General features: G+C 64.9%; 14 protein-coding genes and 1 other RNA gene. 9 read left to right on the top strand and 6 right to left on the bottom strand.

Annotated elements, in window-relative coordinates; genetic code table 11:
- Positions 1–54: 54 nt before the first annotated feature.
- Genes ABID58_RS20885 through ABID58_RS20875 form a run of 3 tightly spaced genes read right to left on the bottom strand, consistent with a single transcriptional unit; the run spans position 55 to position 2,279 of the window.
- Entirely contained in the window at positions 55–1,248 is a 1,194-nt protein-coding gene (locus tag ABID58_RS20885) for a lanthionine synthetase C family protein (RefSeq protein WP_354034298.1), read from the bottom strand.
- Positions 1,245–1,589, bottom strand: a complete 345-nt coding sequence (locus tag ABID58_RS20880; protein WP_354034321.1) for a DUF6665 family protein — start codon at positions 1,587–1,589, stop codon at positions 1,245–1,247. Before ABID58_RS20880 ends, ABID58_RS20885 begins: the two co-directional genes overlap by 4 nt.
- Before the next feature lie 54 nt (positions 1,590–1,643).
- Positions 1,644–2,279, bottom strand: coding sequence for a TetR/AcrR family transcriptional regulator (locus tag ABID58_RS20875; RefSeq protein WP_354034297.1), 636 nt, complete (start codon positions 2,277–2,279; stop codon positions 1,644–1,646).
- Positions 2,280–2,473: 194 nt separating this feature from the next.
- On the opposite strand from ABID58_RS20875, the gene ABID58_RS20870 reads away from it, so the two are divergent.
- The 4 genes from ABID58_RS20870 (at position 2,474) to ABID58_RS20855 (ending at position 9,043) form a co-directional block, all read left to right on the top strand.
- Positions 2,474–3,781 (top strand): HlyD family secretion protein, encoded by a 1,308-nt coding sequence (locus ABID58_RS20870; protein ID WP_354034296.1) that lies wholly within the window; start codon positions 2,474–2,476, stop codon positions 3,779–3,781.
- Positions 3,782–3,810: 29 nt separating this feature from the next.
- Positions 3,811–5,397 carry a DHA2 family efflux MFS transporter permease subunit gene (locus ABID58_RS20865; RefSeq protein WP_354034295.1) on the top strand — a complete coding sequence of 529 codons (1,587 nt, stop codon included), beginning with the start codon at positions 3,811–3,813 and terminating at the stop codon, positions 5,395–5,397.
- A 389-nt stretch (positions 5,398–5,786) separates the two neighbouring features.
- Positions 5,787–7,586, top strand: a complete 1,800-nt coding sequence (locus ABID58_RS20860) for an ABC transporter ATP-binding protein (RefSeq protein ID WP_354034294.1) — start codon at positions 5,787–5,789, stop codon at positions 7,584–7,586.
- A gap of 53 nt (positions 7,587–7,639) precedes the next feature.
- Entirely contained in the window at positions 7,640–9,043 is a 1,404-nt protein-coding gene (locus tag ABID58_RS20855) for an MATE family efflux transporter (RefSeq protein ID WP_354034293.1), read from the top strand.
- Between the two features lie 54 nt (positions 9,044–9,097).
- Here ABID58_RS20855 and ABID58_RS20850 read toward each other — a convergent pair whose 3' ends face one another.
- Positions 9,098–9,841, bottom strand: coding sequence for a sulfite exporter TauE/SafE family protein (locus tag ABID58_RS20850; protein ID WP_354034292.1), 744 nt, complete (start codon positions 9,839–9,841; stop codon positions 9,098–9,100).
- Positions 9,842–9,956: 115 nt separating this feature from the next.
- Positions 9,957–11,327 carry an aminotransferase-like domain-containing protein gene (locus tag ABID58_RS20845; RefSeq protein ID WP_354034291.1) on the bottom strand — a complete coding sequence of 457 codons (1,371 nt, stop codon included), beginning with the start codon at positions 11,325–11,327 and terminating at the stop codon, positions 9,957–9,959.
- Positions 11,328–11,406: 79 nt separating this feature from the next.
- Here ABID58_RS20845 and ABID58_RS20840 point away from each other — a divergent pair, with 79 nt between their 5' ends.
- Both ABID58_RS20840 and ABID58_RS20835 read left to right on the top strand, forming a co-directional pair.
- The gene (locus ABID58_RS20840; protein WP_354034290.1) at positions 11,407–11,838 is read left to right on the top strand and encodes a DUF983 domain-containing protein; all 432 of its coding nucleotides are present in this window, start codon (positions 11,407–11,409) and stop codon (positions 11,836–11,838) included.
- Between the two features lie 73 nt (positions 11,839–11,911).
- Positions 11,912–12,625 (top strand): alpha/beta fold hydrolase, encoded by a 714-nt coding sequence (locus tag ABID58_RS20835; RefSeq protein ID WP_354034289.1) that lies wholly within the window; start codon positions 11,912–11,914, stop codon positions 12,623–12,625.
- Between the two features lie 224 nt (positions 12,626–12,849).
- Here the strand turns inward: ABID58_RS20835 and rnpB are convergent.
- Positions 12,850–13,280, bottom strand: an RNA gene (gene rnpB / locus ABID58_RS20830) — RNase P RNA component class A.
- A 150-nt stretch (positions 13,281–13,430) separates the two neighbouring features.
- On the opposite strand from rnpB, the gene ABID58_RS20825 reads away from it, so the two are divergent.
- From ABID58_RS20825 to ABID58_RS20815, 3 genes are all read left to right on the top strand, one after another.
- Positions 13,431–13,781, top strand: coding sequence for a YciI family protein (locus ABID58_RS20825; RefSeq protein WP_354034288.1), 351 nt, complete (start codon positions 13,431–13,433; stop codon positions 13,779–13,781).
- 100 nt (positions 13,782–13,881) lie between these two features.
- A complete protein-coding gene (locus ABID58_RS20820; protein ID WP_148754080.1) occupies positions 13,882–14,235 on the top strand; it encodes a YciI family protein in 354 nt (117 codons plus the stop codon).
- On the top strand, positions 14,232–15,467 hold the full coding sequence (locus tag ABID58_RS20815) for an RNA polymerase sigma factor (protein ID WP_502916418.1): 1,236 nt from the start codon (positions 14,232–14,234) through the stop codon (positions 15,465–15,467). The genes ABID58_RS20820 and ABID58_RS20815 overlap by 4 nt, the downstream gene beginning before the upstream one ends.
- Positions 15,468–15,479: the final 12 nt, after the last annotated feature.

Raw genomic sequence — 15,479 nt, 5'->3', positions numbered from 1 at the left:
GCAAATCGATCCCGCCGGGGCGTAGCCCTGCACAGCGAGCGACCACACTTCGGGTCAGAACACGTCGACTGTCGGGAAGCGCGGCTCCGCGGTGATACAGTCCCAGAGGTAGATCGCCAGGCCGACGTCGCCGGTCCAAAGCGAATAGCGTCCGCGGTCAACGACCGTCCTGGCGCCGCGATACTGCACAATGGCCGTCATGGCGAATTGGCGTGCACGGTCGAGCCAGACCGGATCGTTCGTGCGGCGGTAAAGCTTGAGGAATGCGTAGCCGTTCCCGCCGGTGCCGTGGCACAGGTTCGAGCCCTTGGTTAGCGGTCCGGCGGTCCAGGTCAACCGGCCGGCATCCAGCAGAAGTTCGTCAAAGTCCGGCGTCGCGAACGGCGCGTCGGCAAATGTCGTCACCATGCCGGGGGCGCCGTGGCAGTGCTGACACAAAGTCGGTGGCGTCTCGCGCTTGCTTCTCGCGCCCCAATTGGTTCCGAGCTCGGACGACCAAGCATTCGCGGCCAAGGTCTGCGGCACAACATCGGCCAATTGCGCCTGCTGTGCCGGCGTCAACCAGTCCCATCCACGCAGCAACGGGATGATGTTGCCGGCGAAGCCATGCACAGGCCCAAGCCAGCGGTCCTTGGCGCCGTACAGATCCTGGGTCCAGAGCCGCCCTTGCGGCGTTTCCTCCAGATCATCCAACAGCCGGGCCGCTTGCGTTTCGAACAGGCCACGCCATCGCGGCTCCCGTGTCATCTCGGCCATGTGGATCGCAGCCAGCATGGATCCGGGCATGCCCCACATCAGTTCACGGATCGGGAGTTCGGTATTGGCTTCGGCGCGCGCATGGACGAGATCGGCCAAGCCCGGCGTGGGATCAAGGCGCATGGCGAGAAGTGCGGCTCCCATGTCGCCAAATAGCAGCGAGCCGTGCTTGGCATAGCCGGCCGGCGAAACCCTCTCAAACCCTGCGGTTGTCCGTTCGAGGAGTTTTGGCAGGACCGCACGAAAGTCCTTTGCGGCAGGGCTGGCGCCGACACGATGCAAATAATCGAGCGCCCAGATGACCCCGGCCGCGCCAAAGTAGAAGCTGGGGTTGCCGTCTCCCACCCCGTCGTCGCCGGGGTGACCGAGCCAAAACGTCTCGGGATCGAAATCAGCGATGGCATCGGCAACGATATCTGCAATCGCGGTGCGGACGGCCAGCTCGCTCCAGGCATCTTGCACAAGTGCGCGGTGGCGACCGGCGGTGATCATGACCTGCGTTTTCCGACATCCGTCGACGGCGCCAACCCCATGCATAGCTGCACCTCGGCCGGGACGTTGTAGGTCCGCATGATGTGGCGGCTGTCGCGCAGGCCGGTCGCTTCACGTTGCACCACGAACATCCAGAGCGCCTGGCCGGCGGCCATCACCAGCTTGCGCCGGGCCGGCTGCAGCGAGGCCGGTATCTCCGGGCGCGGGTGCGTGGCATCGAATGCGCGCAATTCCGCGAGGGCCTGTTCGAGCGTGCGGCCCATTCGTCCAAGCGCTGAGGCCTGTTCCTGGACGATCTCATAATGGAGGATATCGACCGGCGGGCGAAGATCACGGGACATGGCGCTCAATATAATGCAGCGCGAACCGCATGCGCAACGCGTGGCCTGCCGCCGCTACTTCGCCTTGTACGCGGCCAGGAACATCCGCGTCGCGCTGTCGATCACTTCCATCATGCGCTGTTCCGACGGCGGCGGCGCGGCCTGGAAGACGAAAGGCAGAAAGAGTGAGGCCTTGCACAGTTCCATGAACTGCGAGGCGGCAAGGTCGCAATCATCGATCGCGAGATCGCCGGGGGCGACATGGGCTTTGAGATATTCGGATAGCCGGCCGATGGTCTTGTCCAGCACCCGGAAATAATAGCGTCGGCCGACGTCGGGCATGCGTTCGGCAATCGCCATCACGGTGCGGATCGCCGATCCGCCGCCGGGCCGGCAGAGCAGATGAAGATAGGCCGCGCCGAAATCCCTCAGCGTGGTCTCGGCGTCGCGCGCGGGGTCGAAATTGAACACGACCTGGCCGTGCTGGAGCGCTTCCTCCTCGAGGATCGCTTCGAACAGCGCACTCTTGTCGGCGAAGTAGACGTACAGCGTGCCCTTGGAGACGCCGGCCGCGCGCGCGATCTCGCCCATGCTGGCCCCGTCGAAGCCCAGATCCATGAACACCTTGCGGGCGCCGGCAAGGATCTGGCGCCGCTTGGAGCTGTCCTCGTCCGGGAGGGCGTGCAATTGTTCGCGGTTCGCTGCAACCATTGGTTTAGCGTCTCGAAAGGTTTTGGGTCGGCGCTCGGTCCATGAAACCCAAATAGAGGATTCGGCCAGTAGGGTCAGCTCGGGAACATTAGGTATATTGACCGAACCGTTCGGTCAATATATTCGGGATGGGCGAGCGGGACAGCGGCCGTGCGACGGCTGCCCCGGGCCGCGTTTTTATTGGGGAGGCCTTTATGGCCACATCGAGAGACCAGGCTGCGCGCGTCCTTCGCCAGGAAGCGGTGGAGACGACGACGGCGGACGGTGAAGCTGCGACCGGGCCGTCCGCAGTGCTCGCCGAGCAGCTGCGCTCTCATGGGGCTGAAGAAACCAAGCGCCGCACCGGCGAGGCGCCGGAGAAGCCCGTGACCGACAAGCCGGCTCCGACCGCACCCGCCGCTGCCGCGCCGAAATCCGGCAAGCGCAAATTCGTCATGATGGGCATCGGCCTCGTGCTGGCGCTCGCGGCGGCAAGCTATGCCGGCTACTACACGCTGGTCGGCCGCTTCTTCGTTTCCACCGACGACGCTTATGTTCGCGCCAACAACACCATGCTGGGCGCGCGCGTGGCCGGCCATATCTCCTCGATCCTGGCCCGAGACAACGCGCTGGTGCATGCCGGCGACACCGTGCTGCGCATCGACGACGGCGACTACAAGATCGCGGTCGACGCGGCTGCGACCCGGATCGCGACCCAGCAGGCCACCATCGACCGCATCGGCCGCCAGGTCGCGGCGCTCGACAGCCAGGTCGCGCAGGCCAAGGCGCAGCTCGTCTCTGCCGAGGCGGGCCTCAAGCGCGCCGATCTCGACTATGAGCGCCAGCAGGCGCTGAGCAACAAGGGCTTTGCCTCGCGCGCGACCTTCGAAACCTCGGAGGCCGGTCGCGACCAGGGCGCCGCCGCGGTCAAGGCCGCTCAGGCCGCCTACGACGTTGCGGTGAGCAATGTCGATGTCGCCAAGGCACAGCAGGCCGAAGCCCAGGCGCAGCTCGCCGAGCTCAAGACCACGCTCGCCAAGGCCGAGCGCGATCTCGCCTTCACTGCGGTGCGCGCGCCGGTCGACGGCATCTTCTCCAACCGCCTCGTCAGCGCCGGCGACTTCGTTGCCGTCGGCCAGCGCCTCGGCAATGTCGTGCCGCTCGACGACGTCTATATCGACGCCAATTTCAAGGAAACCCAGCTCAAGCGCATCCGTCCCGGACAGCCGGTGACGATCAAGGTCGATGCCTACGGCATGCGCAAGTTCTCCGGCGTCGTCGACAGCATCGCGGCGGGCTCCGGCTCGGTGTTCACGCTGCTGCCGCCTGACAACGCCACAGGCAACTTCACCAAGATCGTGCAGCGCGTGCCGGTTCGCATCCGCGTGCCGAAGGCGGTTGCCAAGCAGAACCTGCTCCGCGCCGGCATGTCGGTCTACGCGACGGTCGACACCAACAAGGGTGCCGCCGACGCCGACAGCGAGATCGATCTCGACGATCCCACCATGGTCCATCCGCTGTAAGCGCGCGGCCCGGCGCTGCGAGGTCAGACATGGCGAACGCCACGACTCTTTCACCTGCCATGATGGCGGCCGCCGATTCGGAGCGGATTGCGCCGAAGCGGATGATCGCCTTCATCATCATGGTGTTCGGGATGTTCATGTCGATCCTGGACATCCAGATCGTCTCGGCGTCCTTGAGCGAAATCCAGGCCGGCCTGTCGGCGAGCTCGAGCGAGGTCTCCTGGGTTCAGACCGCCTATCTGATCGCCGAAGTGATCGCGATCCCGCTGTCGGGATTCCTGTCGCGCGCTTTCGGCACTCGGCTGCTGTTTGCGATCTCGGCGGCCGGCTTCACGATTTCGAGCCTGCTCTGCGGCTTTGCCACGACCATCGAGGAGATGATCCTCTGGCGCACGCTGCAGGGCTTTCTCGGCGCCGGGATGATCCCGACGGTGTTCGCCTCGGCCTACACCGTGTTCCCGCGGTCGAAATTCCACATCGTCGGCCCCATCATCGGGCTTGTTGCGACCCTGGCTCCCACGATCGGACCGACGGTCGGCGGCTACATCACCGATCTGATGTCGTGGAACTGGCTGTTCTTCATCAACGTCGTCCCCGGCATCGGCATCACCCTCGGCGTGCTGGCGCTGGTCGATTTCGACGAGCCGCACTTTGAATTGCTCGACCGTTTCGACTGGTGGGGCCTGATCTTCATGGCCGGATTCCTCGGCACGCTGGAATACGTGCTGGAAGAGGGCCCGCAATATGAATGGCTGCAGGACACCTCGGTGGCGATCTGCGCCTGGATCGGCGCGGTCTCGGCGATCGCCTTCTTCGTGCGCGTCTTCACGGCGGCCGAGCCGATCGTCAATCTGCGTGCTTTCACCAACCGCAATTTCGCGGTCGGCTCCACGCTGCAATTCTGCATCGGCATCGGCCTCTACGGCCTGACCTACATCTATCCGCGCTATCTCGCCGAGGTGCGCGGCTACAGCGCGCTGATGATCGGCGAGACCATGTTCGTCTCGGGCATCACCATGTTCCTGGTCGCGCCGCTGGTCGGCCGGCTGATGGCGAGCCTCGACATGCGCTACATGATCGCGTTCGGCCTGATCGTGTTCGCGATCGGCTCCTACCAGATGACCTGGATCACGCGCGACTACGATTTCTACGAGCTCTTGATCCCGCAGATCCTGCGCGGCATCGGCATGATGTTCGCGATGGTGCCGACCAACAACATCGCGCTCGGCACGCTGCCGCCCGACAGGGTGAAGAATGCGAGCGGCCTGTTCAACTTGATGCGCAATCTCGGCGGTGCTGTCGGGCTTGCCGTCATCAACACCGTGCTCAACGATCGCGCCGACCTGCACATCACGCGTCTGCAGGAGCGCGTGACCTGGGGCAACGCAACCGCGACCGAAACCCTGACCATGCTCCAGCAGAAGTTTCAGGGGCTTGGGGACTCGACGCTGATGGCGATGAAGCAGCTCAGCCAGATCGTGCACCGCCAGGCCGTGGTGATGAGCTATGGCGATGCGTTTCTGATTCTGACCTTGTTCTATCTGAGCCTCAGCGTCCTGGTCACGCTGTTGAACAGGCCGGCCTCGCCGTTCGGTGCCGGCGGCGACTCGCATTAAGAGCTACACGCGGTGTCGTCGCCCGGCTTGACCGGGCGGCTGCGCACCAAAATGCAACACTCGTGCGTGATCTCGCGCGGGGCCCGTTGCAAATTGCGAATCGTGCATCTATAAAGCGCACCTCATTCATTCGAACCGGGGAGAGATTTGCATGATTTCGTCGCATTCGCAGATCGCGTTTCCGCGCTCGATGATGATCTGGCTCGGTACGTTCTCGGCCTGCTAGAGGCCGCTTCCGCCAGCTTCGATTGGGCCAGGGTTTCGACCAGACGCCCCGATCGCTCCGCTTCCCAAGTCAAGTTCAGCTTTAAGTGACGCCGTCCCGGCCCTCGCGGCTGGCCTGCGTCCATCGATGGAGCCGGCCCGCGGCAATGCGGCCGGATGACGCCATGACCGCTTTGTCAAAAAAGCCCGCGGCTATCCGCGTGGTCCTGCCCTTCGTGTTCCGGCACTGGCTGAATCAGCCGGGGCGCACGCTTGCCATTGCCGTCGGTCTGTTAGGGGCGACCGTCGCCGACCTGTTCATGCCGGTGTTTTCAGGACAGCTGGTCGACGCGCTGACGCGTGGCCCGTCCGATCCTGCCGCCCGCCACGCCGCGCTGGTGGCGCTGGGCGGCATCGTGGTGCTGGGCGCGGTGTCGATGGTGTTGCGCCTGACCGGGCTGCAAGTGATCGTGCCGTTCACGCTGAAGATCATGTCCGACGTGGCGCAGGACGCATTTCTGCGCGTGCAGCGCTTCTCGACCGACTGGCACGCCAACTCCTTCGCGGGCTCGACCGTGCGCAAGATCACGCGCGGCATGTGGGCGCTCGATTTGCTGAACGACACGATCCTGCTGGCACTGCTACCGTCGCTGGCGGTGCTGATCGGATCGATGATCCTGCTCGGCGTGCACTGGGCCTCGCTCGGCGCGGTGATCGCGCTTGGTGCGGCCATCTATGTCACGATGACGGTGCTGTTCTCGACGCGTTACATCGCGCCGGCTGCGCGTGTGTCCAATGCCTGGGACACCAAGGTCGGCGGCACGCTGGCGGATGCGCTGACATGCAATGCGGTGGTGAAATCGTTCGGCGCGGAGGCGCGCGAGGATGCGCGGCTTGGGCGCGTCGTCAAGCGCTGGCGTGCGCGGGTGCGGCGGACCTGGTTCCGCTACAACTACACCGCCATGGCGCAGCTCTCCCTGCTGCTATGCCTGCGGGGGTCGGTGATCGGCGGCGCGGTGCTGCTGTGGATGTACGGGCATGCCTCGCCCGGCGACGTCACCTATGTGCTGACGAGCTATTACGTCATCCACGCCTATCTGCGTGACGTTGGCATGCACATCAACAACCTCCAGCGCTCGGTCAACGACATGGAGGAGCTGGTGGCGATCCATGACGAGCCGATCGGCATCGCCGATGCAGCCCACGCGCGGCGGATCACGATCGAAGGCGGCGAGATCGTGTTCGACGACGTCACGTTCCACTATGGCGGCCATCGCGCGCCGCTGTATGACGGGCTGTCGGTCAGGATCCGCGCCGGCGAGCGCGTCGGTCTCGTCGGCCGCTCCGGCTCCGGCAAGACGACGTTCGTCAAGCTGGTGCAGCGGCTCTACGACGTCACCGGCGGTCGCGTGCTGATCGACGGGCAGGATATCGCACTGGCCACGCAGCAATCGCTGCGCAGCCAGATCGCGATCGTGCAGCAGGATCCGATCCTGTTTCACCGCTCGCTCGCCGAGAACATCGCCTATGGCCGGCCCGGTGCCAGCCTCGAGGCGATCGAGCAGGCGGCGCGGCTGGCGAATGCGCACGACTTCATCCTGCGCCTGCCGAAGGGCTACGGCACGCTGGTCGGCGAGCGCGGCGTGAAACTGTCGGGCGGCGAGCGGCAGCGCGTGGCGCTGGCGCGCGCCTTCCTGGCCGATGCGCCGGTGCTGATCCTGGACGAGGCCACGTCGAGCCTCGATTCGGAATCGGAGGCGCTGATCCAGCAGGCGATGGAGCGACTGATGAAAGGCCGCACCTCGATCGTGATCGCACACCGGCTGTCGACGGTTCGCAGCCTCGATCGCATCCTGGTGTTCGATCGCGGCGAGATCGTCGAGCAGGGCACGCATGCCATGCTCGCGGGCAAGCCTGGCGGAATCTATCGCAGCCTGTTCGAGCGCCAGGTGGTGGAGCTCGGGCACATCGCAGCAGCGGAATGACGCGCGGCGGCAGGGCCAAGGCCCCGCCGTCACGTCGTCGAGGATGGAATGAGATGAAGGACCTGACGCGCGGCTCGATCGTGAGCCACATCGTGAGCATGGCGCCACCGATCGTGGTCGGCATGATCACGATCATGATCTGCCAGCTTGTCGACCTGTACTTCGTCTCCGGGCTCGGCGATGCGGCCGTGGCCGGCGTCGCCGCGGCCGGCAACGCCGGCTTCCTCGTCAACGCGCTGATGCAGATGCTCGGCGTCGGCACGGTTGCGCTGGTCGCGCACGCCGTGGGCCGCAAGGATCGCGATGACGCCAATCTTGTGTTCAACCAGGCGGTCGTCCTGTCGGTGCTGTTCGGGTTGCTGACATTGGCGGGCGGGCTTGCACTGTCGCGCCCTTATATGCGCGCGATTGCGGCGGACGAAGCCACGATCGAGGCCGGCACGACCTATCTGCTCTGGTTCATGCCGGCGCTGGCGCTGCAATTCGCGACACAGGTGATGGCGTCCGCATTGCGGGCGACCGGCATCGTGCGGCCGAGTATGCTGGTGCAGGTCCTTGCCGTGGCGATCAACATCGCGCTGGCGCCGGTGCTGATCACGGGCTGGGGCACCGGACATGCGCTTGGTGTCGCCGGAGCGGGCCTTGCAAGCTCTATCGCGGTCTTCATCGGCGTGCTGATGCTGCTTGTCTATTTCCTCAGGCGGGAGCGTTACGTCGCCTTTCATCCCGCGCAATGGCGGCCGCAGCTTCGGCAGTGGAAAAGAATCCTCAATGTCGGGCTGCCGGCAGGCGGCGAGTTCGTGATGGTCTTCATCATCATGGCCGTGGGCTATTACGTGCTGAGCATTTTTGGTCCGGCGGCGCAGGCAGGATTTGGCATCGGGACGCGTCTGCTCGGCTTGATCCAGATGCCGGCGCTCGCCGTCGCGCTTGCTGCAGGGCCCATCGCCGGCCAGAATTTCGGTGCAGGCAATGGGGCGCGCGTGCGAGAGACCTTTGTCAAGGCGTCGCTTATTGCGACCGCCGTAATGATTGCTTTCCTGATCGTCGCGCAGTTCGCGCCCGGCCTGCTGCTTGCTGGGTTCTCGAACGATCCGGAAACGATGGCGGTTGCGTCGCTATTTTTGCGCATCATCTCGTTCAACATGGTGGCGCAGGGGCTGATCTTTATCTGCTCCAGCATGTTTCAGGGGCTTGGCAACACCACGCCGGTGTTGTGGACCTCGGCAATGCGGGTCCTCACCTATTCTCTGCCGTCGGTCTGGCTCTCCACGTGGCCGGGCTTCCGGATGGAGCATGTCTGGTACTTGTCGATTGCGACCACCACGCTGCAGGCCGCCCTGAGCCTGTGGTTGCTGCGCCGCGAGTTCAGGAAGCGGCTGGCGCCTCCGAAGGAGAAAGCCGCAGAACTGGCGAGCCCTGAGCCCGTCGTGCCGCTCGCACGCGAGCCCGCGTAACGACAGCATGCTTCATCCCTGCAGCTCCGGCTTATTTGCCGGGCTGTCAGGCAGCTAAAGCGTGCCGATGCTGTTCCAGACGAGGGTGGCGCCCGACAGAAACAACAGGCCGAGCACCACATCGCCGAAATGCTTGTCGCTCAGCGCGTGATAGACGCGCGCGCCGGCCCATGCGCCGATCAGCGTGCCCGGGAATGCGACCATCGCGAGCCAGACCACCTTGAACGCGACCAGGCCTGAAGCCGTCTGCAACACTAGCGCGGTCGCAAGCACCGTGAAATTGAAGAGCTGGAAGATGCCGCGCCGCTCGTGCTTGTTCCAGCCGCGGATGTTGGCCCACAGGATCGGCAGCGGCCCGGACAGTCCGGCGAGCCCGCCCAAAATGCCGCCGGCAAATCCGATCGCGCCGTCGGCGATGCGGCCGCCGAAGGCGATGGCGAATTGCTTCTTGTTCAGGTACAGCGCGCTCGAGAAGACCAGCAGCAGCACGCCGACGCTGAGCTTGAACACTTTTGGATCGGCGGAGGCGACCAGCATGGTCCCGAGCGGTACGCCGATCAATCCGCCGATCAGGAACGGCCACACCAGCGACAGGTCAAAGCTCTTCCACATCGAGGGCAGCGTCGAGGTCTGCGCGATCACCGAACAGATCAGCACCAGGGGCACCGCGAGCGAGGGCGGCAGCACGTAGAGCCAGATGCCGAGCGCCATCAGCGCCGTGCCGAAGCCGGCCAGTCCCGACACGAAGCCGCCGGCCAGCGCGCCGAACAGGAGCAGCGCGTAAGTGAGCGTTTCCACCAATGAATCCCTGTCGCTACCGGCGATCCCAAAGCCGTGGTCGCATGGCGCATAGCACAGATGCGGCGCGGGAGGTCAATTTCAGAACCCTACGTAAACGTGATTCCCTGGTTTGCTAGACGATCTGCCTGATGTCGGCGGGCTTCTGCAGCACGCCGACCAGGATGCGCAGCGCCTCGGACAATTCCGATCTGTTGCGCGCTGCGCCGAGTGAAACGCGCGCCGCATGCGGCGACGTGCCGTCGACGGTGAAGGCGTCGCCGGCAACGATCGCGAGCCCGTTGCGCAGCAGATGCGCGGCGACGTCCGGTCGCCCCTCCGGCAAGTGCAGCCACAAATGATGTGCGGCGGGCTTCGCCTGGAACTGAAAACCCTTCAACGCGCGCTGTGCCAATTGCTGGCGTCCGACGGCCTCGTTGCGGATCGCTGCGATGATGCGGTCGGCGACGCCGGTTTCGAGCCAATGCGTCGCCAGCGCGACCATCAGCGGTGCCGGCATCTGCACGGTCGCCTGGAGATGGCCGCGCATCTGACGCTGCGCGCCGCTGTCGGGCGTGAGCAGATAAGCGACGCGTAGCGCCGGCGCTATGCATTTTGACAGTGTGGTCGCGAGATATGTCCGCTCCGGAATGAGATTGGCGATCGGCGATGCCGAACGATCGAGGAGCCCGTAGGCGTCGTCCTCGATCAACATCGTATCGGCGTCGCGGATGATCTTGGCGATCGCGCTGCGCCGCTCGGGGGCAAGGGTCGCCGTGGTCGGATTGTGCAGCGTCGGAATGAGATAGACGGCCTTTGGCCTCTGCGTGCGGCAGGCCTTCGCCAGCGCATCGGGCAGCACGCCGCCGTCATCCATGGCGACGCCGACGAGCTTGACGCCGAGCTGTGCTGCTGCGGCCTTGATGCCGGGGAAGGTGAGGGCCTCAGTCAGGATGACGTCGCCCGGCCGCGCGAGATGGGCGAGCAGGTTGAACAGGATGGTCTGCGCGCCGGGAAAGATCACGAGCTTGTCGGCGTGCGCATGCGGAACGCGCGTACGCATCCAGCGCGCGGCGACCTCGCGCTCATGCGCGCTGCCGCCGGGCGGCTGGTAGTTCAGGAATGCGGTGAGCCCCGATTGCGCGCGAATGGCTTCGAGGCCAGCGATGATGCGCTCGTCGAGCTGCGCTTCGAGGGGGTGCGGCGGCACGTTCATCGAGAGGTCGATCGCCACCGGATGCGGCAGGTCGACCGCGCGGCGTGCGCTGGTCTCCGACACGAACGATCCCTGGCCGACGCGCGCCTCCATGATGCCGCGGCGCCGCGCCTCGGTGTAGGCGCGTGTCACCGTGGTCAGGTCGATCCCGAGCGCCTTTGCGAGCGCACGCTGCGTCGGCAGTTGCTGTCCGCGCACCAGCCGGCCGGCGGCGATGTCGGCCTCCATGGCCTCGACGATACGCTGATAGCGCGGCCCGCTCAGCTCCGAGATTGTAGGGGTCCAATCCATGCAATTTAGGCTCGTATCCTTTGAATGTATGGATGCAAGAGACTATTGTATGGACCAGCAAAATGGAAGAGGTGTCGTCATGGCGACCGGTTCAGTCTCTCTGGCAAAGGCGATGTGGCGCGGTTTTCGCGGCAAGTGCCCGAACTGCGGCGATGGGCATATGTTCGGCCGCTTCCTGAAAGTGGCGGACAGCTGCGACCATTGCGGCGAGGAGCTGCTTCACCAGCGCGCCGACGACTTTCCGGCCTATCTGGTGATGGTCGTGGTCGGTCATCTCGTGGTGCCGGCGATCCTCGCGGTCGAGACCGCTTATGCCCCACCGGTCTGGCTCCAACTCGCGGTGTGGCTACCGGTGACGCTGTTTGCTTCGCTCGCTTTGCTGCAGCCGACCAAGGGCGCCATCGTGGGCTTGCAATGGCAGATCGGCATGCACGGCTTTGAGGCGGGCAAGCTGCGGCGCGAAGCCGGTCAGCTCGCGACCGTGCTCGTCAAGGCGCCGCGCGCGGCTTGACGCCCGGCGGCGTTTACATCGGGCGGCTGCCCGTTACACTCCATCGTATCCAACAAGAACGATGGAAACGCCGATGACTGAACGCGCGAAGACTTTCCTGCTCTGTCATGGCGCGTGGTCCGGCGGGTGGGCCTGGACGAAGATGCATCCGCTGATGGCGCAGGCCGGCCATCGTCTGATCGCGCCGACCTACACCGGGCTCGGCGAGCGTTCGCATCTCGCCAATCCCGCGATCGATCTTGAGACGCATATCCAGGACATCCTCAACGTCATCACGTTCGAGGATCTCGGCGATATCGTGCTGCTCGGCCACAGCTATGGTGGCATGGTTGCAACGGGCGTTGCCGACCGCGCAAGAGAGCGCGTGAAGCAATTGATCTATCTGGACGCCTTCGTGCCGCGCGATGGCCAGTCGCTGTTCGATCTCAACGAGGCCGGGCGCGAACCGATGCGCAAGGCTGCTGCCGCCGGCGACGGCTACCGCATCCCGCCAAACCCGCCGCCGCCGGACACGCCGCAGGCCGATCTCGACTGGCTCAACGCGCGCCGCGTCAACATGCCGCTTAAATGTTTCGAGACCAAGCTGAAGCTTCAACACGGCGAGCCAGCGATGCCGCGCAGCTATATCTACTGCAAGCGCATTCCACCGGGCGATGTGTTCGGGCAATTCGCAAGACGCACGAACAGCGAGGAGGGCTGGCGCTATTTCGAGCTCGATGCGAGTCATGCACCGAATGTCACCGCGCCGGAGGCATTGATGGGTGTGTTGCGGGAGATTGTGGCGTAGGTCTCGCCGTCATTCCGGGGCTCGCGAAGCGAGAGCCCGGAATCCATTCATCCACCGTCTCTGCCGCTTGATGGATTCCGGGTTCGTGCTGCGCACGCCCCGGAATGACGACCATTGAAAATTGGTGAGGGGTCCGATGCGCTAACATCGAACCCCTCGTCACTTTAGTAAGACGCGTTTTCTTCACGCGAACCGGAAAACCACTTCGCTCGAAAACGCTTTAGAATATCAGCCGGCCTGTAAGCCGGGTTCTGTAGGGCACCGTCGGCTTGCGCAAACGATACGTGACGGCCATTCCTCTGGGACCATGTTTGCACATGGCCTCGAGCAACCTACCCGGACGGCGGGCCTGACATCGCCCCGCGGCGTTATCGCTTGCGCGAACGGCCCGCGACGCCGTCCCTATTCGGTTTTGCTCCCGGTGGGGTTTACCATGCCGGCTCCGTTGCCGGACCCGCGGTGCGCTCTTACCGCACCTTTTCACCCTTACCCGCCTGCGCAGCTTGCGCTGCGTCGGCGGGCGGTTCGTTCTCTGTGGCACTTTCCCTAGGGTTGCCCCCGCCGGACGTTATCCGGCACCGTATGTCAAGGGAGCCCGGACTTTCCTCCCCGGCGGCCTTTCGGCACTTGCCGGAGCGGCCGTCCGGCCGACTGACGGGGTACGCATGGGCCATTTGTGACGGTTCCGTCAAGCGGAGATCGCCGCGCACGCCGTAGCGTAAATAATTTATCCTGAAGATGTCGTGGGGTGTACGCCCGGTTCGACTGGATGTCGGCATTCCAGCCGAGCAACAGGAGTTAGGCGATGCAGTATTTGCTGCTGATCTACCGAAACGAAGCTCAACAGAGCAAGATGGACCCCGCTGGCTACCAGAAGCTGCTGGCGGAGTATTCCGCCTACACCCAGTCCATCGTTCAGAGCGGCAACTTCAAGGCTGGCGACGGGCTCCAGCCGACCTCGACTGCGACCACCGTTCGCGTTCGTGAGGGCAAGATCCTGGCGACCGATGGTCCCTTTGCCGAGACGCGCGAGCAGCTCGGCGGCTATTATCTGGTCGAGGCCAGGGATCTCGACGCCGCGATTGCAATGGCTGCGCGGATTCCCGGAGCCAGGGACGGTTCGATCGAGGTCAGGCCCGTCATGATCTACAAATGATCTCGTCCGCCGGCATCGAATAATTATCCCGAGGATGTCGTTTGAAGTTGGCCCCGTTCGACTGGATGTCGGCGATCAAGCCGAACAACAGGAGTAAGCCATGCAGTACCTGCTGCTGATCTACCGGAACGAACAGAAACTTATCAATATGGACGCGACCGAGCGTCAGAAAGTGTCGGCGGAGTACGGCGCCTACACCCAGTCCATCATCCAGAGCGGCCATTTCAAGGCCGGCGACGGGCTCCAGCCGAGCACGACGGCGACGACCGTGCGCGTGCGCGAGGGCAAGACCCTGACGACTGACGGTCCGTTCGCAGAGACCCGCGAGCAGCTCGGCGGCTACTATCTGGTCGAGGCCAAGGATCTCGACACTGCCATCGCGCTGGCCGCGCGGATTCCCGAAGCCAGGGAAGGATCGATCGAGGTCAGGCCGGTCATGATCTACAACAAGTGATCTCGTCCACCGACATCGACAGGATCTTCCGCGACGAGGCGGGGCGGGCGCTGGCTACCCTGATCCGCCTCGTCGGCGATTTCGATCTGGCCGAGGACGCGCTCCAGGACGCCTTTGCGGTTGCCCTTGAGCGCTGGGCGGCGGGCGAGGTCCCTGACAATCCGCGCGCCTGGCTGGTCAATGTCGGCCGCAACAAGGCGATCGACCGCGTCCGGCGGCAGGCTGTCTTTCGCGGCAAGCAGCAGGCACTCGTGCACGAGCTCGAGCTCAACGCAGACACGCCAGCCGAACCGCCAGCGATGCTCGACGACGACATGCTGCGGCTGATCTTCACCTGCTGCCATCCGGCGTTCGCCGCCGAAGTTCAGGTGGCGCTGACGCTGCGCACCGTCTGCGGGCTTTCGATGGCCCAGGTCGCTCGTGCCTTCCTCATCAGCGAGGATGCGATGGCGCAGCGCCTCGTTCGCGCCAAGCAGAAGATCAGGCTCGCCGGCATTCCCTACGAAGTGCCGGAGCACGCCGCGCTGACGCCGCGGCTCAATGGCGTGCTTGCCGTGATCTATCTTGTCTTCACCGAAGGCTATGTCGCGACCTCCGGCGCGGATCTGATGCGGCCTGACCTTGCGGTCGAGGCGATCAGGCTCGGCCGCTTGCTCGACCGGCTCATGCCGGACCGCGCCGGGATCAAGGGACTGCTGGCGCTGATGCTGCTCCACGATGCGCGCCGTGCCGGTCGCGAGACCGCGGCCGGAGATATCGTTCTCCTGGAAGAGCAGGACCGCTCGCTCTGGGATCGCGCGCAGATCGAGGAAGGCCTGCGTCTCGTCGATGACGCGCTGCGCGTGCCGGGCCGACCGCAGCCTTATGCGGTGCAGGCGGCGATCGCCGCGCTGCATGCCCGCGCACCGAGCTTTGAGGAGACCGATTGGCCGCAGATCGCCGGCCTCTATGAGGTGCTGCTGCGCATCAGCCCGTCTCCGGTGATCGAGCTCAACCATGCTGCCGCGGTCTCGATGGTCGACGGTCCGGCGCGCGCGCTCGATCTCGTCGACGCGATCACCGCGCGCGGCGGGCTGGACGGCTATGAGATGTTGCCGGCGGTACGTGCCGATCTGTTGCGGCGGCTCGGCCGCAACGACCAAGCGCGCGAGGCCTACGCGGCCGCGGCGGAGGCGACGCAGCTCGATCCGTTGCGGCGGCTGTATGCGCGGCGGGTGCGGGAGATGGATTGAGTTTCCGTCATG

The sequence above is a fragment of the Bradyrhizobium sp. S3.2.6 genome (genome assembly GCF_040546885.1).
Taxonomy (GTDB): domain Bacteria; phylum Pseudomonadota; class Alphaproteobacteria; order Rhizobiales; family Xanthobacteraceae; genus Bradyrhizobium; species Bradyrhizobium cytisi.
This window is presented reverse-complemented; position numbering and strand designations above follow the sequence as displayed.